20 protein-coding genes and 1 pseudogene are annotated in these 21,676 nt (G+C 30.8%); 9 read left to right on the forward strand and 12 right to left on the reverse strand.

Annotation, left to right across the window (positions count from 1 at the left end; genetic code table 11):
* The first annotated feature begins 117 nt into the window (after window positions 1-117).
* The 4 genes from pstC to phoU all read left to right on the forward strand — a co-directional run bounded on the left by pstC (window position 118) and on the right by phoU (window position 3,590).
* Window positions 118-1,044, forward strand: a complete 927-nt coding sequence (gene pstC / locus Q4528_RS06580; protein ID WP_303521005.1) for a phosphate ABC transporter permease subunit PstC — start codon at window positions 118-120, stop codon at window positions 1,042-1,044.
* A gap of 1 nt (window position 1,045) precedes the next feature.
* Window positions 1,046-1,975 carry a phosphate ABC transporter permease PstA gene (gene pstA, locus Q4528_RS06585; protein ID WP_017636977.1) on the forward strand — a complete coding sequence of 310 codons (930 nt, stop codon included), beginning with the start codon at window positions 1,046-1,048 and terminating at the stop codon, window positions 1,973-1,975.
* Window positions 1,976-2,063: 88 nt separating this feature from the next.
* Window positions 2,064-2,939 (forward strand): phosphate ABC transporter ATP-binding protein PstB, encoded by an 876-nt coding sequence (pstB, locus tag Q4528_RS06590; RefSeq protein ID WP_017636978.1) that lies wholly within the window; start codon window positions 2,064-2,066, stop codon window positions 2,937-2,939.
* A 3-nt stretch (window positions 2,940-2,942) separates the two neighbouring features.
* Window positions 2,943-3,590 carry a phosphate signaling complex protein PhoU gene (gene phoU, locus Q4528_RS06595; protein WP_017636979.1) on the forward strand — a complete coding sequence of 216 codons (648 nt, stop codon included), beginning with the start codon at window positions 2,943-2,945 and terminating at the stop codon, window positions 3,588-3,590.
* A gap of 89 nt (window positions 3,591-3,679) precedes the next feature.
* On the opposite strand, the pseudogene Q4528_RS06600 reads toward phoU, so the two are convergent.
* Window positions 3,680-5,018: pseudogene (locus Q4528_RS06600) on the reverse strand (M3 family metallopeptidase).
* A gap of 195 nt (window positions 5,019-5,213) precedes the next feature.
* On the opposite strand from Q4528_RS06600, the gene Q4528_RS06605 reads away from it, so the two are divergent.
* From Q4528_RS06605 to Q4528_RS06625, 5 genes are all read left to right on the forward strand, one after another.
* Window positions 5,214-5,570, forward strand: a complete 357-nt coding sequence (locus Q4528_RS06605) for a hypothetical protein (protein ID WP_029055375.1) — start codon at window positions 5,214-5,216, stop codon at window positions 5,568-5,570.
* A 149-nt stretch (window positions 5,571-5,719) separates the two neighbouring features.
* Entirely contained in the window at window positions 5,720-6,721 is a 1,002-nt protein-coding gene (nikB, locus tag Q4528_RS06610; protein WP_017636982.1) for a nickel ABC transporter permease, read from the forward strand.
* Window positions 6,711-7,526, forward strand: coding sequence for a nickel transporter permease (gene nikC, locus Q4528_RS06615; protein ID WP_017636983.1), 816 nt, complete (start codon window positions 6,711-6,713; stop codon window positions 7,524-7,526). Before nikB ends, nikC begins: the two co-directional genes overlap by 11 nt.
* The gene (locus tag Q4528_RS06620; protein WP_017636984.1) at window positions 7,527-8,300 is read left to right on the forward strand and encodes an ATP-binding cassette domain-containing protein; all 774 of its coding nucleotides are present in this window, start codon (window positions 7,527-7,529) and stop codon (window positions 8,298-8,300) included. It abuts the gene before it with no gap.
* Window positions 8,293-8,988, forward strand: coding sequence for an ABC transporter ATP-binding protein (locus Q4528_RS06625; RefSeq protein ID WP_017636985.1), 696 nt, complete (start codon window positions 8,293-8,295; stop codon window positions 8,986-8,988). The genes Q4528_RS06620 and Q4528_RS06625 overlap by 8 nt, the downstream gene beginning before the upstream one ends.
* Window positions 8,989-9,060: 72 nt before the next feature.
* On the opposite strand, the gene Q4528_RS06630 is transcribed toward Q4528_RS06625, so the two are convergent.
* The 11 genes from Q4528_RS06630 to Q4528_RS06680 all read right to left on the reverse strand — a co-directional run bounded on the left by Q4528_RS06630 (window position 9,061) and on the right by Q4528_RS06680 (window position 21,194).
* Window positions 9,061-10,077: a siderophore ABC transporter substrate-binding protein gene (locus Q4528_RS06630; RefSeq protein WP_046466655.1), complete on the reverse strand. Its 1,017-nt coding sequence runs from the start codon at window positions 10,075-10,077 to the stop codon at window positions 9,061-9,063.
* A gap of 66 nt (window positions 10,078-10,143) precedes the next feature.
* Entirely contained in the window at window positions 10,144-10,908 is a 765-nt protein-coding gene (locus tag Q4528_RS06635; RefSeq protein ID WP_046466654.1) for an HAD-IIB family hydrolase, read from the reverse strand.
* Window positions 10,909-11,823: 915 nt separating this feature from the next.
* Window positions 11,824-13,083, reverse strand: a complete 1,260-nt coding sequence (locus Q4528_RS06640) for an aminoacyltransferase (protein ID WP_046466653.1) — start codon at window positions 13,081-13,083, stop codon at window positions 11,824-11,826.
* Between the two features lie 42 nt (window positions 13,084-13,125).
* Window positions 13,126-14,382 (reverse strand): aminoacyltransferase, encoded by a 1,257-nt coding sequence (locus tag Q4528_RS06645; RefSeq protein WP_046466652.1) that lies wholly within the window; start codon window positions 14,380-14,382, stop codon window positions 13,126-13,128.
* 480 nt (window positions 14,383-14,862) lie between these two features.
* The gene (gene trpA, locus Q4528_RS06650) at window positions 14,863-15,591 is read right to left on the reverse strand and encodes a tryptophan synthase subunit alpha (protein ID WP_046466651.1); all 729 of its coding nucleotides are present in this window, start codon (window positions 15,589-15,591) and stop codon (window positions 14,863-14,865) included.
* Entirely contained in the window at window positions 15,584-16,798 is a 1,215-nt protein-coding gene (gene trpB / locus Q4528_RS06655; RefSeq protein WP_046466650.1) for a tryptophan synthase subunit beta, read from the reverse strand. The genes trpA and trpB overlap by 8 nt, the downstream gene beginning before the upstream one ends.
* Window positions 16,799-16,801: 3 nt before the next feature.
* Window positions 16,802-17,422 carry a phosphoribosylanthranilate isomerase gene (locus tag Q4528_RS06660; protein WP_108000418.1) on the reverse strand — a complete coding sequence of 207 codons (621 nt, stop codon included), beginning with the start codon at window positions 17,420-17,422 and terminating at the stop codon, window positions 16,802-16,804.
* Window positions 17,413-18,216, reverse strand: coding sequence for an indole-3-glycerol phosphate synthase TrpC (gene trpC, locus Q4528_RS06665; protein ID WP_046466648.1), 804 nt, complete (start codon window positions 18,214-18,216; stop codon window positions 17,413-17,415). The genes Q4528_RS06660 and trpC overlap by 10 nt, the downstream gene beginning before the upstream one ends.
* The gene (gene trpD, locus Q4528_RS06670; protein WP_046466647.1) at window positions 18,217-19,215 is read right to left on the reverse strand and encodes an anthranilate phosphoribosyltransferase; all 999 of its coding nucleotides are present in this window, start codon (window positions 19,213-19,215) and stop codon (window positions 18,217-18,219) included.
* Window positions 19,216-19,791 (reverse strand): anthranilate synthase component II, encoded by a 576-nt coding sequence (locus Q4528_RS06675; RefSeq protein ID WP_046466646.1) that lies wholly within the window; start codon window positions 19,789-19,791, stop codon window positions 19,216-19,218.
* Window positions 19,788-21,194, reverse strand: a complete 1,407-nt coding sequence (locus Q4528_RS06680) for an anthranilate synthase component I (RefSeq protein ID WP_046466645.1) — start codon at window positions 21,192-21,194, stop codon at window positions 19,788-19,790. The genes Q4528_RS06675 and Q4528_RS06680 overlap by 4 nt, the downstream gene beginning before the upstream one ends.
* Window positions 21,195-21,676 lie beyond the last annotated feature (482 nt).

A 21,676-nucleotide genomic window follows, 5' to 3' on the forward strand; every position in this document is an offset into this window, starting at 1 on the left:
TTTGTATGATTTTCTTTTCAGGTTAGCACATAAATATCATGAGTCTTTACTCTTATCAACCTGAAATATTCCCACTCTTTTTTTATAATTGGGAGATTAAAGAAGAGAGGTTTTCATATGGTTTCAAATACAAACATTAGAGAAATGATTGCTAAAAACAATGCCAAAAAGGGTGGCATGAGCGATAAAATAGTGCCAATCATTTTAGCTATCATTTCAGCAATTTCAATTTTAGTAACTTTAGGGATTTTATTTACATTACTAACTGAAACAATCACTTTCTTTACACGTGTATCAATCACAGAATTTTTATTTTCTACAGATTGGAACCCGTTCTCAGCTAAACCTTCATATGGTATTTGGGCATTAATCATTGGAACACTTAAAATCACAATTATTGCAGCTTTATTCGCAGTTCCAATTGGATTAGGCTCAGCTATTTATTTAAGTGAATATGCTTCAGATAGAGCTAGACGCATTATTAAACCAGTACTTGAGGTGTTAGCAGGTATACCAACTATCGTGTTCGGTTTCTTCGCATTAACATTTGTTACACCGATTTTAAGATCTATATTTCCTGACTTAGGTAGTTTTAACTCAATTAGTCCTGGATTAGTAGTAGGGGTAATGATTATCCCACTTATTACAAGTATGAGTGAAGATGCAATGGCATCAGTTCCAAACAAAATTCGTGAAGGTGCATTAGGGTTAGGTGCTACAAAATTAGAAGTTGCAATAAAAGTTGTTTTACCTGCAGCAGCTTCAGGTATTTTAGCATCAATTGTCTTAGCTATTTCAAGAGCAATTGGAGAAACAATGATCGTATCTCTAGCAGCTGGTAGTACACCTACAGCTTCATTAAACCTAACTGGGTCAATCCAAACAATGACTGGTTATATTGTTCAAGTTGCTACAGGAGATGCTACTTTCGGATCAGACGTTTACTACAGTATCTATGCGGTAGGATTCACGCTATTTATTTTCACATTAGCTATGAACTTACTATCACAATGGATTTCTAAACGTTTCAGAGAGGAGTATTAAAATGTCTACAACAACTACTAACGTAGCAAATCATAACAAAACATTAGTCGATCAAAATAAAGTCGAAAAAAATATTTCTAGTCGTATGACGAAGAATAAAGTATTTAAAGGTATATTCTTAGCTTGTACATTAATAGGATTAATCGTATTAGCAGCATTATTAATAGATACATTAATCAAAGGTGCTGGTCATTTAACACCTTCATTCTTCACTAACTTTTCTTCATCTACACCATCTATGGCCGGTGTTAAAGGTGCTTTAGTGGGAACATTATGGTTAATGATTACTATCATTCCAATTTCAATTATTTTAGGTGTCGGTACAGCAATTTATCTTGAAGAATATGCTCGTAAAAATCCATTTACAGACTTTGTGAAAGTTTGTATTTCTAACTTAGCCGGGGTACCTTCAGTAGTATTCGGTTTATTAGGACTTACATTATTCGTACGTGGTATGGGAATCGAGTCATTATCTCTTGGCAAATCTATTTTAGCTGGTGCATTAACAATGTCTTTATTAATCTTACCTGTCATTATCGTAGCATCACAAGAAGCTATTCGCGCGGTACCCAATTCAGTACGAGAAGCGTCATATGGTTTAGGTGCAAATAAATGGCAAACGATTTACAAAGTCGTTTTACCGGCTGCATTACCAGGTATTTTAACTGGATTTATCTTAGCTTTATCTCGTGCATTAGGCGAAACAGCGCCTTTAATTTTGATTGGTATTCCAACAATTCTATTACGTTTACCAAGCGGCATCATGGATCAATTCCAAGCATTGCCAATACAAATTTATAACTGGGCTAAAATGCCTCAAGAAGAATTCCAAAATGTTGCGTCAGCAGGCATTATCGTATTATTAGTTATCTTATTATTAATGAACGGTTTAGCAATATACTTCCGTAACAAATTTAGTAAGAAATTTTAAAAACAAACGAAATCTTAATATTGGGAAAGCGATATTGATTATTAAGTAGACTTATTTCAACTTAATTATTTAGAAGGAGTTTTATACTATGGCTAACAAACAAGTCGAAGAAAACAAGAAATTAAATGAACTTAAAAGCAATTCAGGGCAAAGCGTTTCTACAATTGTAACTACAGATGATAAAAAAGATTCAATTTCAGATAGCGAAAGAAAAGTAGTATATTCTACTCAAAATTTAGATTTATGGTATGGCGATAACCATGCACTTCAAAATATCAATTTAGATATTCTTGAAAATAACGTCACTGCTATTATTGGACCATCAGGTTGTGGTAAATCAACTTATATTAAAGCATTAAACCGTATGGTAGAACTTGTACCTTCTGTAAAAACAGCTGGTAAAATTTTATACCGCGATCAAAACATATTTGATGCTAAATATTCAAAAGAGAAATTAAGAACTAATGTAGGTATGGTATTCCAACAACCAAATCCATTTCCAAAATCTATTTACGACAATATTACTTACGGTCCAAAAACACATGGTATCAAAAACAAAAAAGTATTAGATGAAATTGTTGAAAAATCACTACGTGGTGCTGCTATTTGGGATGAATTAAAAGACAGATTACACATGAATGCGTATGGTTTATCTGGTGGACAACAACAACGTGTTTGTATAGCTAGATGTTTAGCGATTGAACCTGATGTTATTTTAATGGACGAACCTACATCAGCATTAGACCCAATCTCTACTTTAAAAATAGAAGAATTAGTTCAAGAATTAAAAGAAAATTATTCAATTATTATGGTTACACATAACATGCAACAAGCGGCGCGTGTTTCTGATAAAACTGCTTTCTTCTTAAATGGTTATATTAATGAATATGACGACACTGACAAAATTTTCTCAAATCCTGCTGATAAGCAAACTGAAGATTATATTTCAGGACGATTCGGATAATAGATGGCAGTTATTAGACAAAAATACGAAGATCAACTAGAAGGCTTAATCAAAGATTTACGCCGACTAGGTCTTCGTGTTTATTTTAATATTGAGAATGCCTTAGTGTCGTTAAGTGAAGAGAAGAGAACATTTGCCAGAGAAACTATTCAAAAAGATAAAGAAATCAATCATCTAGATCATGAAATTAATGAAAAAGTGATTATGTTGATTACAAAACAGCAACCAATAGCTACAGATTTGAGAATGATGATGTCAGCATTAAAAATTTCTACAGATTTAGAGCGAATGGGAGACAATGCAGCTAATATCGCTCATATTAGACTTCGAGTCAAAATAACTGACCATTATGTATTAACTAGATTAAAAACAATGGGTAAACTTGCTATGTTAATGCTTGAAGATTTAAATACAGCCGTTAAAAATGAAGATATTACTTTGATTAAAGAAATTATCGAACGCGATCAAGATATTGATGACTTATATATCAATATCGTTAATACTACTTACTTAATTGATAATGATCCTTTCGTTGCTGGACAAGCTCATTTAGCCGCTAGAAACTTAGAACGTGTAGGGGACCATATTAGTAATATTGCTGAAAGTGTATATTACTTCTTAACTGGTAACCGTTATGAAACATCACATTAATCTACCTATATAATCCAAATTAACAAATAAACATGTAATAGCCCCTCAAATGAATGATGATTATTTCATTTGAGGGGCTATTATTATAATTATTTTGATTGACCTTCAATCTTATCAGTTAATGCAATTGCTTCATCTACTAATTCAGAAATATATCGAATAGTATCTTTTAATGGCGCTTCAGTTGTAATATCTACACCTGCTTGATTAGCTAATTCAACAGGAGATAAACTGCCACCTGATTTTAACGTATTTAACCAAGCATCGACTGCTGGTTGACCTTCATTTTTAATTTTTTGAGAAACAACCGTACCGATTGTTAAACCTGCAGAATAAGTATATGAATATAATCCCATATAATAGTGTGGTTGTCTCATCCAAGTTAACTCGGCACCATCAGTCATTTCAACTGCGTCACCGAAAAATGTTTGGTAAACGTTTAACATAATATCATTAAGTACTGGAGCAGTTAAAGATTCTCCATTATCTACTTTTTTATAAACTTCCCGTTGATATGCCGCTTCAAGTAAGTGTGTCACCATATTATGATAATAAGTACGTGATAAAATTGAGCCAATCACCCAACGTTTAAAACGAGGGTCATCACTATGGTTAAATAAATAATTGGCCATCAACATTTCATTCATAGTAGACGGGGCCTCTACAAAATACATAGATGCTTCAGATTCCAAGAAATTTTGATGTGTTTGTGCTAATGTAAAATGTCCAGCGTGACCTAATTCATGTGCTAATACAAATGTTTCAGCCATTTTACCCGTCCAAGAAATAAAGACATATGAATGTGTAAAATATGGACTAGCACAAAATGCGCCAGTATCTTTGCCTTTATTTTGAGCAAAATCTATCCAATTCATGTTCAAACGATTCAAATGCGATATCTAGCATTTTTGTCGTACCATATAAATCATAAGGTTGATTAATAGTAGGGGATAAACTAGCTAAAGTTTGTTCTACTTTAGGATCTAGTTGATATGGTTTACGCTGAATGAGTTGCTGAATATAGTGTGGATATTGTGTTTCAGCTAGTAAGTGTTGTAATTCATCATCATCTAAATCTAATATTTCCGATTCTAAAAATGATAGCTGACTTGCGATTTTACCATATGAAGTATTTAATTTCGCATTTAATTGTTGTGCTGTTTCATCACTAGTATCTACACTTAGACGTAATTCTGAATAGTTTCCTAGACGATCTAATTGTATTAATAGAGTCTCATACTCATGTAATGCTTTTTCAGCAATTTGATAGTTTGTTAGTTGACCAGCAAATCGTTTATTAAAATCTATAGTTGAAGCCATTATTTCTTCTAACGTTTCGTAAAAGGCATCATCATTTTGGAATAAGTCTTTTAAATCCCAGGTTTCTGAACTTGATACATCTTTTCTATTAGGTAAGCCTTGAGACAATATGTTTCACTCCCTGTTTGTTAATATACGTCATATTATACATTAGTTATTTTTCTTACGCAGTTGATTCAGATAGGAAAATCAAACTTTAATTAAAAGTGTTATTAATGAGATATACTACTATAGTAGGTTTAGTTGTTAGTTAGAAAATAGTATAATAAAAATAGTGTTATTTTAAATAAGGAGAATTCGTATATGACAATTTTTGATATGCCCAATTTCCTATGGATTACTATATTAGCGGTCATCATACTAACAGTGTTTTGCACTTTAGTATTACATAGATGGTTTATTGCGGCAGTAATTTCATTTGTGGTTTTAGGTGTGTTGGCATTCTTAATCCCTAACTTTCAAGATATTACATATCAACCGTTATTAGGATTTGCTGCTTTTATGGCAATAATCAGTTTAATTATTAGTTTCTTATTATGGTATTTCACTCGTAATTGGAGACGTGAAAGAAAGAAAAAACGACTCGAAAAAGATATGCGTAGATATGAACAATTTGAACATGACTATAATGATGATTTCGATAAATATCGTCGTCGTTAAATATAATTTTCATAACCCGATTCTGAATATAACTAACAGAGTTGGGTTTTTAATTTTGATGTAACTAAACATTTTTACAATATAAATATTAGCGTCTATAAACTTTGGCGTTATTAATTTAATATCATCATTTTTATGGAGAGATATCAATGAATATTTTTAAAATAATCACTGCAAAGTGCATACAAATGATTGTTGTGCTGTTAGTTTTATCAACGATTACTTTTTTATTGATGAAATTATCACCGGGTAATCCAGTTGATAAGATTTTACATTTAGATACTGCACAAGTTTCAAATACACAAATTAAAGCAACAGAGGACAAACTTGGACTAAATGATTCCATATTTATTCAATGGTGGCATTGGATCAATCAAATTTTACATTTGGATTTAGGTGTTAGTTATCAAACAAATGAGCCAGTTACTCAAGAAATCACTAACTATGCACCCCCAACTTTAATTATAACTTTAGGTACACTTGTTGTTTCTATTATTATTTCATTACCATTAGGTATCTTAGCAGCAATCCATTATCATCGCCCAATTGATAAAATAATAAGAATAGGTACTTCATTATTGGTCAGTTTACCTGCATTTTTTATAGGTATACTTTTATTATATATATTTGATTTGAAATTAAACATCTTACCACCAGCTAGTGATGGTCAATTTGTTTCATATATACTTCCAATTTTAACAATGAGTATTGGTATGTGCGCATACCTCATTAGATTAATTAGATCTAATTTGTTAGATTTATATCAAAGTCCGATCGTACAAGTTTCTCGATTACGAGGTATGTCTGAACACTATATTCTATTTCATGATTTATTAAAACCTGCACTTTTACCAACCATTCCATTGATTGGGTTATCAGTAGGTAGTTTAGTCGGAGGTACGGTGGTTATTGAAAATCTATTTGAAATACCTGGTTTAGGTGCTTTTTTAGTCGATAGTATACGTTCTAGAGATTATCCCGTTATCCAAGGCGTTGTTTTATTTATCGGCACTTTAGTCATTATTATTAATACCTTAGCTGATTTATTAAGTGTAATGTTAGACCCAAAACAACGTTTGGCTTCACACCGTAATACAAAGAAATCGTCTCAAGGATATGAACAAAAGGAGGCGACACCTCATGAAAATTAAATTCAACAAGAAAAACTGGATATTTTATGTATTTTTCATTTATATTTTAATCATTATTCTGATGCAATTTTTTGTAAATGATGAAACTGCTATAAAAGTTAATTTATCTCAAACATTTGAGCCAATGAGTGGAAAACACTTTTTAGGAACTGATGATTACGGAAGAGATTTATTTACACGTTTAGTTGTTGGTGCACGTTCAACTTTGTTGGTAACAGTATTAACACTTATCATTACAGTCATTATTGGCGTTCCACTTGGTTTATTAGCAGGTTATAAAAAAGGTTGGACAGACAATATTATTATGCGTGCAATCGATATCGGATTAAGTATTCCAGAATTTGTTATTATGATTGCTTTAGCAAGTTTCTTTCATCCAAGTATTTGGAATTTAGTTATAGCTATTACAGTTATAAAATGGATGAATTATACAAGAGTCACAAGAGGAATAGTTAACAGCGAGATGCATCAATCTTATATACGTATGGCACAACTTTTCAAAGTACCTACATCGAAGATTCTTTTTAAACATTTATTGCCTAAAGTATTACCATCAATATTAGTATTAGTCATTGTAGACTTTGGGAAAATTATTTTATATATTAGTTCGTTATCATTTTTAGGTCTTGGTGCTCAACCACCTTCACCAGAATGGGGCGCGATGTTGCAAGCAGGACGTGATTTTATAACTTCTCATCCTATTATGATGATTGCACCTGCAACGACTATTGCTATTACAATCTTAATATTTAATTTAACCGGTGATGCTTTACGTGATCGTTTATTAGAAAGGGGAAATCGATAATTGAATACTATAGACATTAAAAATCTCTCAATTGAAGACGAACATAGAAACCAACTAATAACAAATGTCGATTTTACTATATATGATAAACAAGTAAATGCCATCATTGGTGAAAGTGGGGCAGGAAAAACGCTATTGATGCGTTTTATATTAAATCAACTACCGTCGCATTTTCGAGTTAATTGTGATCATTTTCATTTTAATGATCACTCTCATGGCACTATTCAATACCAATTAGGTAAAGATATCGGGTATATTTCTCAAAATTATACACAAAGTTTCAATGACCACTCTAAACTAGGCAAACAACTTGTTGCTATTTATCGCACCCATTACGATGTAACAAAACAAGAGGCTATTTCTAAAGTAAATAAAGCATTAGGATGGGTGAACTTAGAAGGTGAATTTATATTACAACGTTATAGCTTTCAATTATCAGGAGGGCAGTTAGAACGTGTATATATCGCTAGCGTACTTATGCTTGACCCGAAACTCATTATTGCTGATGAACCGGTTGCATCTTTGGACGTTGTAAATGGACAACAAATTATGGATTTATTACAACATATTGTTAAAGATCATCATCAAACCCTTTTAATTGTTACTCATAACATGAGTCATGTTTTAAAATATGCAGATTATATTAATGTTATGAAATTTGGACAAATCATAGATTATGGCGACCTTAACTATTTTCAAAGTCACCATATCAATCCTTATTCTCAACAATTATTACATTCTAGAAGTCATTTAAAGAGGGATGAACATGATTAAATTAGACAATGTTTCTTTCAATTACCATAAAAATCTACCTGTGTTGAAACATATTAATTTAACAATACAAGATAATGAAATCGTTGGTATTGTTGGGGAAAGTGGGTCAGGGAAGAGTACACTTGCCTCATTATTAATGAATGAACACAGCCCATCAGAGGGATTTATTAAGTCAGATACTCAAGACATACTACCTGTATTTCAACATGCTTCAGAAAGTTTTAATCCTAATATGACTATCCAACAGTCATTGTCTGAACCTTTGATCTACTATAAAAAGTATAATGATAATGATATTGATAAAATCATCAACGATACAACACAATCATTTAATTTACCGTTATCTTTACTAACAAAATATCCAAATGAATTAAGTGGTGGTCAGCTACAACGTTTTAACTTGATGCGTACGTTACTCGCAAAACCACAAATATTAATTTGCGATGAAATTACATCCAATTTAGATGTTATCGCAGAACAACACATGTTAGATATTTTAAAAGAAAATTATCAAAAACATATACAAACTTTAATTATGATTTCACACGATTTGTCTGTCATTCAGCGGATGTGTCAACGTATGATTGTATTACAAAATGGCGAAATTGTTGATGATTTTGAAACTGGATTGTTATTTAATGAGGACCGACATCCTTATACTAAACAACTTGTTCAAGCATTTGAATAAATAAGTTAAAAAGTGAGTGGGGAAGGCATTACATTGCCAACCTCACTCACTTTTTTATTGTTTTATTGAATGTTACTTTTTATTTTTAAAGGCATCTTGTATATGGTCAAGTTGATCAATTGTAAGTTGATGTCCACCTTCACCAAAGTACCATGCATTTGATTCAAATTGATATACTTCATCATTTTCAATTGCTTTAACATTTTTAATGACTTTATTATTTAATTCTTTAGGTATAGTTTTGTCATTACCATCTTTAGTACGGTTAATTACGAATATTTTATCAGGATTAATTTTATTTAAGTATTCATAACTCACTTGATTTCCCGCTGAATTTGCTTTCATATTGTCATCAGCATGTTGAATACCTAGATCTTTATTTAAAAAGCCACCAAAACGACCAGTATTAGCAAATGCTTTCATACCTTTATCATCAACCAACAATAATAATACTTTGTCTTTAGTAATTACACGTTGTGTTTCTTTAACTTTATCTTTCAATTGTTTATTTAAAGATTTGGCTTTTTGCTTTTTATCAAATATTTTACCAAGTTGATTTGTCGTATTTTCAATTGAAGAAATATAGTTATCGTTATCGGGGCTTACAAATAAAATTTTAGCATTAGGTGCTGCCTTCTTCATTTCATCAACCGTTTTCGTATGTGCTTGTCTGAAAGAAGCAAGTATTAAGTCTGGTTTTGCTTTAGCTAAATTATCATAATTAGGTCGCCCAGGGTTTCCTAAATTAATGTATTTTTTATCTTTGAATTCAGATAAAGAGTGGGGCAAAAAGCTATTACCTTGACCTTTCGCAATTGCTTTAATATGACTTTGAAGACCCATTTGTTGCATAATATCTAAAGCACCGTAGTCCATAACTGCGACATTTTTAGCATTTTTAGGTACCTTGACTGTCTCAGTTTTCTTATCTCCTTTAGAGTGGGTATTGTTTTTATCTTTAAATTCATATGTATTCTTTATAGTAACTGTGTCTTTATTTTGTTCCTTTGATTTATGAGAACCTTGACTACAAGCTACTAAAATTAATCCTATCATTAAAATAAATAATAATTTACATGTATTTTTCATAATAATCCTCCTTATCAATATTATAATTGAAAATGAGAATCATTATCAATAGAAATTTTACTTATTTTACAACCATTTATCTATTACTTCACATACGGCTTCATTAGTATTTTCAATTAATGTAATATTAGTATTATTGATGAATGTTGTATGGTCCATATGTTCATTTGTGACAAAGTAGCCTTGTGTAGCATGTTCTAGCATTTGAATATCGTTATGATCGTTACCAAAAGCTATATATTCAGTGGTATTACCAATGAGTTTTTGGATAGTAGTATGTTTATCAATACCTTGAGCTGTAATATCAATATATCGTTCATTAAGATGATGTATAAGTTCAACTGATTTAGATTTTTCAGCTAAAAACGTAGCAATTTCTTCAAAATCATCTTTACGAATTTCTAATATAATGGCTTTAATTGGTTGAGAAATGTCATTCATATCTAAAGCCTTTGCAGTATTATTAGGGTCAATTCGTTGAAATAATTCATTTGTAGTATCTAAGTTCGTTGAATAGTTGTATTTATCATCAAATATGTATTTTAGTTGGTATGCATTTACAATATCTTTAATTAATTGCAAATCATCGAGTGGGATTGATTTAATAACTTCAATACGACCATTTTGAGAAATAATTGAGCCATTGCCACCAATAAGTGTAAAATCTTCAAATTCTGGAATTACTGGTAATAAATCTCTAATTGGACGTGCTGATGCAAATATAACTTGATGACCGTTAGCATGTAGTTTAAATATACGATCGATAATACGTTGATCTACATGTAGACCATCAAATGAAATCGTACCATCAATATCAAAAACAAAATTCATAAAACAAAACTCCTAAACTAAAATGATGAACTTATTATAGCATAGTGTAAGTTAGCGTTAAAAAACGAAATTCATTTGTAATAAACTGAAAATAGGGTCCCCTGTATCGAATATCTATAACTTCCTATAATATATATTATGTAAACTAAAATTAAAAAACAACTTAGTCTCCTTGGATTATTCTTAAATTCTAAATTTCACTACCGTATTTTATATTTTACAATTCGTTATATTTTTAAGTAGTTTTGTTTTTGTATGACTTATAACTATTAAACCTTAATTTATCCTGTATTGATTTTTATAAGTCTATAGTTAATAATATCCATTAGCTTGTTAATCTCAATATAAGATAAATTATTACTTTGATACAGACCATCAAATAATTTCTATTAAATGCTAACTGTTATAATCTCACAGAAACTAAGACTATTATGTGAGATACCAATAAATGCTACAACTTCAGGTTATGTCATATCGCATGACTGACATATCTATTGATATTAACAATTAATCATCTATATGAATTCTTTTTACACATATATTATTAATGAAATTTAACATATAAAATCATATAACTCTAAACTTCGGTACACGATTATTAACACAAATCTATTTATACATATTTGTAAATTAAATAATAGATTTAAACATTCCTGTACGTAGTTTGTTTTATTTTTGCTAATTTTAGATATATTCCACTTATAAATAATTTATTAAAAATTTCGCTATAACTATTGTTGTTAAGCGATTCTATTATGCTATGATTATTTTAGTAGGGTGCAATATGATTATAAAAATTAGAATTTTTATAATATTTATTTGTAGATTTTAACTTTTGAATAAAGTAGATAAATAAAAAAAGAGATTGAGACACTGGTCCCAACCTCTTAAATACAATGAATTATTCTATTTAACTTACTTTTTTACTTTTCTACGAATACGATCTAATGTAGTGAATAACCAATATTTCACTTTGTTAATTGGCTTATAAAAATCTCCTATTAACTCTTCAATTTGAACATTAAAGCCTCGTTTAAAGCGATAAACACCGTAGTCCTCACTATTTTCAGTAAAATCACCAGATAAGCCATAAAAATTGTAACGATCATAGCCATTATCGAAGCAATAATTAATCATGAACCAATGCATCATGTATGGACCCATGTATTGATTGAATTTTTCTGATGAACCACCTGAGAAATAGTTAACTTCATAAGCATTAGCAAAGTATACACCTGAAGCAAGATTCAATATTGAACCATCAGTTTGACGAATTTCACTCGCTTGAAGCATTTCTTTTTTGTCATGCTCAATTTGTTTGTCTAACTCACTAATTTTCTTAAGTTGCTTATCACTTTTATTTTCGTTAGCCATCATTTGATCGCGGCGACTTTCTTTATCATTTAGTGAATGCTGTAATGATTCAATATATTCATCTAAATCAATATATGCTAAAGGAACTAATACTTTATCTCCATAATGGTCTATAAAATTATAAAAGTATTGATCCGTTTTAGAAGCAAAACCAGTTCTTTCTTCAGTTTCACGATAAAGTTCTAAGAAGATATCAAATTCGTCCCTACTTAAAAATCTTACTTTAACTCCGTAGTTTATCGCTTTATTAATATTTCTTTTACGTTGACTATCAAATTCTTTTTTCAATGATGCTGGTGTTTTTCCTTCTAAATTTAATACACCCATCCATCTTACTTGACTGAAATTATCATATGTTGTTGTAAATCCATGATGCTCATAGCCATGTGATTTAAATAAATTAACGAGTGCATCATTTTTTTCATGATTATCTAGAGGTTTAATATCTTTATCATAAATTTGATAAATCCAATATGGATCCATTTTGACATATAAACATTGATGTTGTTGTAAGTATTTTTCTAACTCTCTCAAATAAAAGTCAACTAGTCCTAAGTCAGAATAATCCATAACAGGGCCGCGGTTTGAATAATAAACGTAACTACCCATTGTTGGAATTTTAGAAAATAGACTTGCTGCAATGACCTTATTACTTTCATCTTTTATACCTAATAATACAACCTGAAAACCATCTGTTTCACGAGTAGCAATATTTTCTTTTACTTGAAAATAATGACTTTTTAAAGATGGATTTTGTACAAAGTTCTCAAATTCTTTAACTGTCAACTCTGTAAATTTCATATTTAGATAATTCCCTTCCTAATAAAAATTTATTATTTATGTTTATTTTTTAAGTAATTTCTTTAATGTAGTATAAACAGTGTACATAGGTTTATTTATTGGTTTAAGAAAATCTCCTACATATTCAATGACATCAGCATTATAGCCTTTTTTAAATTTAATTACACCAGCATCTTCTGCATCTTCTGTGAAGTCCCCACTGATTCCATAGAAATTATAACGGTTGATGCCATGTTCTAGTGCATAATTAATCATTGTCCATTGTACAGCATAACTACCTGCGAAGTGTCGATATTTGTTTGACGTACCGCCTGCATAGTAAACAACTTCGAAAGGATTAATAAAGAAGTAACCTGCAGAAATTGGTAATTCATTACCATGTTCTGCTTGAAGTCGTTCTGCTTCATCTAATTTCTGTTGATTAGCAGCTATTTGTTGCTCTAAGTTAGCCTTTTTATTATGTGATTTTTTATTATCTGGGCGCTTTTCAATATCTTTGATGGCTTTATTTAAATCTTTGTTTAGTGTTTCTTTTTCATTATTTAACTCTTCAATATATTCATCAAAATTAATATATGCTAATGGCACTAAAACTCGATCTTTGAAATGTTTAAAACGATCATAATAATAATTATCGTCTCTATCTTGGAATTCTTTAGTTTCTGATGTATCTTCCATAAATGATCTAAATATTGGTAATTCTTCTTCGGATAAGAATTTAACTTTCACACCATTTTTTTGTACCTTTTTAGTATTACGTTTACGTAAATTATCCATTCCGTCTAAAACATCTTTAGCAGTCTTGTCTTTTAAGTCTAATACTGAATGATATCTAACTTGTAATACTGGATGAAAGCCTTTATGAAAACCTTCATGTTTAAACCCTAGTGATATCATTTTATCAAATATCCAATCATGGCCGGCATTTCCAAGGACTTCCCCATCATGATTTAAATATTGATACGGTACATACGGATCTACTCTTAAATAAAGACAGTTATGTTTTTTAACATATTTAGTTAATTCATTAAAAAAGTAATGAACTAATTCTTTATTATCATAATCAATGACTGGACCTCTATTAGTATAGAAATACTTGAAGAATTTCAACACTGGTACTGCTGTTAGTAAACATGCTGCAATGACTTCATTGTCATTATTCTTAATACCAACTAAATGTGACTCTGTACCTTCAGCAAGTTTCAATTCATAGTTACCTATCATTTGTGTGAAATGGGTGTAAGGCATTTGGTCTGTAAAATCGCCAAATTCCTTCGCTGTTAAGTTTGTAAACTTCATTATCATAACTCCTATTGTTTTTATCTCTATTTTTATCTCTGTTAAGAATTCGATTTAAGTTCAAATTATACTATGTTCAAATGATGTTACTTTCTATGTATATAATATCTAATAATACTTAAATATGTGCAATATAAATATTGCTATTTATGGTGTCCATATAAGTTATTACTGGTACACCTTAAAAATTAATTGTTTTAATAATATTAAGAATGCCTTTCATAACCTTTTTCAACTTATTTTGACTAAATGTAATAAATAATAGTATGAGTTAAATATATAAACCCATACTATTAATGTATTATCATCTATTATTTTAATGCATTTACAAACCTATTGCCAATGACTTCCCTTAAAACATTGTAAAATTTATGCAATTTGATTAAGTTCTATCATAATACGTGTATTAAATTACATATATCCTTTATATTTACATTTTTCTGATTTATCATGCTATGAATTAAAATCCATATATTTAAATTATTGATTTAGTGCATGTCGTATCGAGTTGAAATATTTAATATTTTCTTCAGTCGAATCATTATCGAAGCGTCTTACTATTTCACTACCTATGACTACTCCATCTGCAATTTGTGAAATATCTTTAACGTGTTGCACATTTCTAATTCCAAAACCAGCTACGACCGGAACCTGAGCAGTTCGTTTAATTAAATTAAGTTTGGATTTTAACTCTGGATGGAACTCACCATTTTTTCCAGTAGTTGCATTCATTGTAACAGTGTAAATAAAACCTTCAGCTTTTTCAGCTATTAATTTCATTCGTTCTTCAGTCGTTGTCATAGCAATTAATGGAATTATTTTCACATTACTTTCATGTGTTTGTTGTTTTAATTTTTGAGCAAGTTCAAATGGTAAATCAGGTATAATCACTCCATAAACACCTGCTCGTTGACAAGCTTCAAAAAATGCTTTTTCACCATAATTACAAATAATATTATAGTAAGTCATTAACACATACTGACTTTTAATTTCTAATTGATGTAATTCTAGTTGATCGAAAATGTATTCAATTGTAATACCTTCTTCTATAGCTTTTCCACCAGCTTCCATTATTGTCGGTCCATCTGCCACTGGATCTGAAAATGGTACACCAACTTCAATAATATCTGCGCCACACTGACTCAACACTTTCATATGTTCTATCATTTTAGAATTGCCCATTATATATGGAATAAATAGTTTACTCATTTGTGTCACCTCTTTGTTGTGTGTATTGACGTATCGTATTCATATCTTTATCACCACGACCAGAAAGTGTTACAACAATGATGTCATCTTTATTCATAGTTGGAGCTAGTCTTTCTACATAACTTAATGCATGCGCACTTTCAATGGCTGGAATAATTCCTTCAGCTTTAGTGAAACGTATTAAAGCTTCCATAGCCTGTTCATCACTAGCTTCGGTATAAGTTACACGTCCAATGTCGTTATAATAAGAATGCTCAGGACCAATACCTGGATAATCTAAACCAGCTGAAATGGAATGTGCTAATTGCACTTGTCCATGCTTATCTTGAATTAAATACATTTTGGCACCATGTAAAACTCCAGGATTTCCCTTACCAATTGCAAGTGCATGTTTATCAGTATTTTTACCTTTACCTGCTGCTTCAACACCATATAGCTTCACATCATCTTGAATAAATGGATAAAATGTGCCGATAGCGTTAGAGCCACCACCAATACAAGCAACGATTGCATTCGGTAATCGATGCTCTTTGTTCAATATTTGAGATTTTATTTCTTTTCCTATTACGCTTTGTAAATCTCTAACTATTGTTGGAAATGGATCTGGCCCTAATGCAGACCCTAAAAGATAATGTGTATCTTCAACATGACTAACCCAATATTGCAATGCCTTGTTTACTGCATCTGATAAAGTGCCTTGACCTTCTTCAACCGAAACAACTTTAGCGCCTAACAATTCCATTCTAAATACATTCAATTGTTGTCTTTGAATATCTTCTTTTCCCATAAAAACAATAAGTTCCATATCGAATAATGCGGCAACTGTTGCGCTAGCCACGCCATGTTGTCCAGCACCTGTTTCAGCTACTAGTTTACGTTTTCCCATACGTTTTGCTAATAACGCTTGTCCAAGTGCATTATTAATTTTATGCGCACCAGTGTGGTTAAGGTCTTCTCTTTTTAAATAAATTTTTGCTCCACCTAACTGCTCTGTATATGCTTTGGCATTAGTTAATGGTGTTTCTCTCCCTACATATTCTTTTAAATAATATTGAAGTTCATCTTGAAATGTTTGATCATTTTTAGCTTTTTGGTATGCTTGTTTTAGTTCTATGATTGCTGGCATTAATGTCTCCGGTACATATTGTCCACCATATTCTCCAAAGAACCCTAATTCATCTGCTTCCGTTTGTATTTGTTTAATCATAACTCATTCCCCTTTCACTATATTAAAGATTGTTTTCATTTTGCGTTTATCTTTTCGTTCATTTGTTTCAATACCAGAGGCGATATCATAACCTAAATGTTTTAAAGGCATATGTTGAATCGTCTTAATATGTTCATCATTGAGACCACCTGCTATTAAAAATGGTGTATCTTCAATATGTTTTATTAAATTCCAATCAAAAGTTTGACCTGTACCACCATATTCAATAGATGGTGTATCTATAATAAATAAATCAACATACGGTTTATATAAATCAAGTTGACTATTGAGGTCTTGAGTAGCGGGTAACGCTTTAAAAATTTTAATATTTGGATATTGGTGTTTAACCCATTTGATAAGTTCAATATTTTCGTTACCATGAAATTGGATTGTATCAATATTAGTAAGCGTAACTAGTTGTTGGATTTGATTCTTATCTGGATTCACTACAACAACTACACGTTGTATAGTCTTAGGAACAAGCGCTGACAAATGCTGAATTTGATTAATGTCTAGATGACGTCGACTTTTGGAAAAATGGATAAATCCTATCGCATCGATATCACTCTCAATTGCCTTTTTCACATCATCTTCATATCTGAATCCACAAAATTTTAAATACATGATTTCACCTTGTTTAACTTAAGTGTTGGTAGAAATTGACTTAAATCATCACATTTCATTAAAGCTTCTCCAATAAGTAATCCATCGATACCTGAGTTTATAATTTGTTCAACATCAGACTTATTATGAATGCCACTCTCAGAAATATAATAAAATCCATCTTCCCTATCTGCTAAAATGTCATTTGTATGATTAACATCAGTTACAAATTGCTTTAAGTCTCTATTATTAATTCCTATTATTTCTGGCTGTATTTGATATGCTCTATTAAGTTCATCTTTGTCATGAACTTCTACTAACACTTCTAAATTAAGTTGTGTCGCATATTGGTATAATCGTTGAAGCTGTTCATCAGATAAAATATTAACAATAAGTAAAATAATCGATGCTCCTGCAGTTTTTGCTACATCTATTTGAATTTCATCTATGATAAAATCCTTACATAAAATGGGTAATGTTGTTTGTGGTGCTAACTCTTGTAACCTTTCAAAGCTTCCTCCAAAATATTGTTCATCAGTAAGTATTGATATTGCATTAGCCCCATACGTTTCATAATCTTTAATTTGCTGTGATAAATCTCGTTCTGGTAATTGATTTACAGAAGGACTTTTAGATTTTATTTCTGCAATGATAGAAAGTTGTTCATCATTGGCTAAACTTTCTTTTAATGTTTTTTTCTTTAGGTGTGGCGTGTGTTCATTGTTGTATGATTTGAGTGATATTAATTTTTCTTGATAATAATGAGACGATAATAATTTCTTTTTATAACTTACAATTTCATCTAATATTGTCATTTAATTCCCCACCATTCTTAAATATTGTTTCATAGCTAAGCCACTATCTATTAAGTATTGAGCAAGATTGATACCTGTCTGGATATCATTAACTTTTTCTGCAACATATAAAGCTATACCTGCATTCAACACAACAACATCTCTTTTACTTGTGTGATCTTGTCCATTCAATATATTTACTGTAATTGCTTTATTTTCCTCAGGTGTGCCGCCTTTTAAAGTATCATTAGACACATTGCGTAATCCGAAGTCTTTAGCATTAATCGTATATGTTTCTATATCTTTACCAGCATTTACTTCATAAATTAAATTGTCCCCTGATAAACTTGCTTCATCCATGCCTCCTGCGCCATGAAGCACAATTGCTTTCTTACGCCCCAGATCTTTTACTGTTTGAGCGACATTACCTAATTGATTAGGATCATAAATCCCCATTACTTGGTATGTTAATTTAAAAGGATTAATTAACGGCCCCACTAGATTGAAAATAGTTGGCTTTGACATCATTTTTCTAATGGGTTGAATATATTTCATAATTGGATAGGATTCTGTAGCGCTGACAAATGCTAAGTTATATTGTTGTAATGTGTTAATCACATCGTTAACTTTTGTAGTATTTATATTTAATTGATTGAGTAAATCTGTGCTTCCAGAATTAGAAGTGATACTCTTGTTTCCGTGCTTCACAATTAAAGCTCCTGCACTAGCAACTATAAATGAAGCGGTTGTCGAAATATTAAAACTTCCTGACTTGTCCCCTCCCGTACCACATACACACATTGCGCCTTCATAGTAAGGTTGTTCTTTATACATTGTTTTAATTAAACTTTTAGTTAAAAATGTTAACTCAGTTTGCTGCATTTCTTTATCAGTATATGTTTTTAAAGCCTTATATTTAACTTGATTTTCAACTTCTGGATTAATCATTAAATTTATAAATGATTTCATATCTTCTTCGTTTAAGTGTTGTTGCTTTTCTAGTTGTTGTAAAATTTCCATCTAATCACCCTTTACTGCTAAATTAATAAAGTTTTTAATAATATCTTCTCCGTGTTCTGTTGCAAAAGATTCTGGATGATATTGAATTCCAAAATGCAATTGATTTTCGTGTTCAAATGACTGGATACAATCATTTGTTGTTCCAGTTATAATTAGTGACTTAGGAAAATGTTTTGCGTCACTAACTAATGAGTGGTATCGCATGACATTAAAGTTTAGAGGTAAGTCTCTATATAGTATGGAGTTGCCATTTTGCTTTATTTCATCTACTTTTCCATGCATCACAGTTTCACCTTGTATTACTTTTCCATCGTAAAAACACGTGAGTGCTTGCGCTCCTAAACAAACGCCAAGTATGGGTTTATCTTTATAACATTCAATAATGTTAATTAATAATTGATTATCCAATGGGTGCCCTGGTCCAGGTGAAATAATGACACCATCTACGTCTTGATTCATTACCTTTTCATCATCTGGATATAGTACAGTGACATCATCTTCTTTTGGCATATGCTGCATTACGATATCAACTAGGTTATAAGTAAATGAGTCATAATTATCGATAATTAATATCATGGTGACACCTCCAATAAACTTTTAGCTTTTAATTTAGTTTCTTCTAATTCCTTCTGTGGTACAGAATCATAAACAACGCCACAACCTGCTTCTACATTGATATATGTGTCATCAATCATCATTGTTCGTATTGCAAGTGCAAAGTCTAAGTTATGATTACAATTGATATAACCAATGCCACCGCTGTATACACCACGTTTGGTGGGCATAACTTCATAAATTCTTTGTATTGCTCTTAGTTTTGGTGCACCATAAACTGTTCCGGTTGGTAATAAACTTGCTATCACAGACATTGGTGAAATATCTTTTTTAATTTGCCCTGTGACTTCGCTTACTATATGCATTACGTGTTCATATTTCTCTATTTCCATCAATTTCTTAATATGAGACGTTCCATTTCGGCATATCCTGTGAATATCATTTCTACCTAAGTCTACTAACATACTATGTTCGCTGCGTTCTTTTTCGTCATTAATGAGCTGACGTGCATTAGCTTCATCTTCTTCTAGTGTGCGTCCTCTTTTAATAGTTCCAGCAATTGGGTTGGTTTCAACTAAACCGTCATGTACTTTGACAAAACTTTCAGGCGAACTACCTACAATAATTGGTTCACTCATATTGATGTAATACATGTATGGACTTGGATTTTGTCTTTTTAAATTTTGATATAACTGAAATGATAATGATTGACGTTGATTTTCAAAATGATGTTTATAGCGATAAATCCTTGAAGGTACCACTTGAAACATGTCCCCTTCAGTTATTTTCTTTTTAAAATCACTGACAATTTCCATGAAATGTTGTTCACTTATGTTGGTTTCTATTTGTTTGTCCTTAGGTTTAAATTGAATACTTGGTTGATATACTTGAATCGTTTTGAGTTGATTGATTCTTTCCTTTACACGTGTAATTAATTTTTCTCGAGCTACTTGAGAGAATAGATTTGTACTAATGACATATAATTCTTCTTTGTAATGATCAAATATATAAACGTCTTCTATCATGTGAAAATTAACATCATGTTGTGGATGATCATCTAAATTTATGTTTTGTAATATAGGAAATTCATGTCTTACTAAATCAAAACTGCATGTTCCAATAAAACCTGAGATAAAAGGTAATTCTTGTAAACTTTTATCTTCTATATCTTCATAGTACTGATTAACAAATTGTTTTAAATATTGATATGGTTTCTCTGTTATAGATTCGTTTTTGTGTTGAGTACTAATATGAACTTGATTGTTATCTAGCGTGATTTGTCCATAACTATCAAATACAACAATGGAATACCTTCCCTTAAGTTTATTCTGACTCGAACTTTCTAAAATGATTTTTCGGTTTTTGAGTTGAGCTAAAGTTTCTGGTGTTATATTGGCTTGTAGCTTTTCATAATATATTTCCACTTTTGAATACTCCTTTTTGATTAATATTGCTTTCTTATTCATGTTTATTTTTTAGTTTGTTTTATTAGATTCCTTATTTATGAAGAATGATTTTTATGCAAATAAAAATCAGCCTCCTATAAAAGGACGCTGACGCGTGGTACCACCTTAATTAACGCAATATTCTCAACATTCAGAATATTAAACGTTCACTCATTTTCTTTATTTAATTATTTGTCTTTATTTGCAAAACCCAATTTCATTTATAGAGGTGTTAGTTCTCATCACACACTAACTTTCTGATACTACCTTGCTACAAACTACTACATTTTGCATCAATGAAAAAAGCACCACGAAACGCGTAAAATCAATAAGGACGCGTTACCGTGGTGCCACCTTAGTTAACAAATTATTATTGCTCACTTTTATACTATTTAATTTTATATTCGAAAGCCCAATTCACTGAATATGCTGTGCTAATTTACATTAACCATTAGCTTTCT

Source organism: Staphylococcus pasteuri (assembly GCF_030547725.1).
GTDB classification, from domain to species: domain Bacteria; phylum Bacillota; class Bacilli; order Staphylococcales; family Staphylococcaceae; genus Staphylococcus; species Staphylococcus pasteuri.

Excerpts from the sequence above, each read along its gene's own strand:
- trpB (WP_046466650.1), bottom strand. The coding sequence starts at position 16,798 with ATGATTAAACAAATACAAACGGAAGCAGATGAATTAGGGTTCTTTGGA.
- Q4528_RS06635 (WP_046466654.1), bottom strand. The coding sequence starts at position 10,908 with ATGAATTTTGTTTTTGATATTGATGGTACGATTTCATTTGATGGTCTA.
- trpD (WP_046466647.1), bottom strand. The coding sequence starts at position 19,215 with ATGGAAATTTTACAACAACTAGAAAAGCAACAACACTTAAACGAAGAA.
- trpC (WP_046466648.1), bottom strand. The coding sequence starts at position 18,216 with ATGACAATATTAGATGAAATTGTAAGTTATAAAAAGAAATTATTATCG.
- pstB (WP_017636978.1), top strand. The coding sequence starts at position 2,064 with ATGGCTAACAAACAAGTCGAAGAAAACAAGAAATTAAATGAACTTAAA.
- Q4528_RS06630 (WP_046466655.1), bottom strand. The coding sequence starts at position 10,077 with ATGAAAAATACATGTAAATTATTATTTATTTTAATGATAGGATTAATT.
- Q4528_RS06645 (WP_046466652.1), bottom strand. The coding sequence starts at position 14,382 with ATGAAGTTTACAAACTTAACAGCGAAGGAATTTGGCGATTTTACAGAC.
- Q4528_RS06660 (WP_108000418.1), bottom strand. The coding sequence starts at position 17,422 with ATGTATTTAAAATTTTGTGGATTCAGATATGAAGATGATGTGAAAAAG.
- pstC (WP_303521005.1), top strand. The coding sequence starts at position 118 with ATGGTTTCAAATACAAACATTAGAGAAATGATTGCTAAAAACAATGCC.
- Q4528_RS06605 (WP_029055375.1), top strand. The coding sequence starts at position 5,214 with ATGACAATTTTTGATATGCCCAATTTCCTATGGATTACTATATTAGCG.
- phoU (WP_017636979.1), top strand. The coding sequence starts at position 2,943 with ATGGCAGTTATTAGACAAAAATACGAAGATCAACTAGAAGGCTTAATC.
- Q4528_RS06675 (WP_046466646.1), bottom strand. The coding sequence starts at position 19,791 with ATGATATTAATTATCGATAATTATGACTCATTTACTTATAACCTAGTT.
- nikB (WP_017636982.1), top strand. The coding sequence starts at position 5,720 with ATGAATATTTTTAAAATAATCACTGCAAAGTGCATACAAATGATTGTT.
- nikC (WP_017636983.1), top strand. The coding sequence starts at position 6,711 with ATGAAAATTAAATTCAACAAGAAAAACTGGATATTTTATGTATTTTTC.
- Q4528_RS06625 (WP_017636985.1), top strand. The coding sequence starts at position 8,293 with ATGATTAAATTAGACAATGTTTCTTTCAATTACCATAAAAATCTACCT.
- trpA (WP_046466651.1), bottom strand. The coding sequence starts at position 15,591 with ATGAGTAAACTATTTATTCCATATATAATGGGCAATTCTAAAATGATA.
- pstA (WP_017636977.1), top strand. The coding sequence starts at position 1,046 with ATGTCTACAACAACTACTAACGTAGCAAATCATAACAAAACATTAGTC.
- Q4528_RS06640 (WP_046466653.1), bottom strand. The coding sequence starts at position 13,083 with ATGAAATTTACAGAGTTGACAGTTAAAGAATTTGAGAACTTTGTACAA.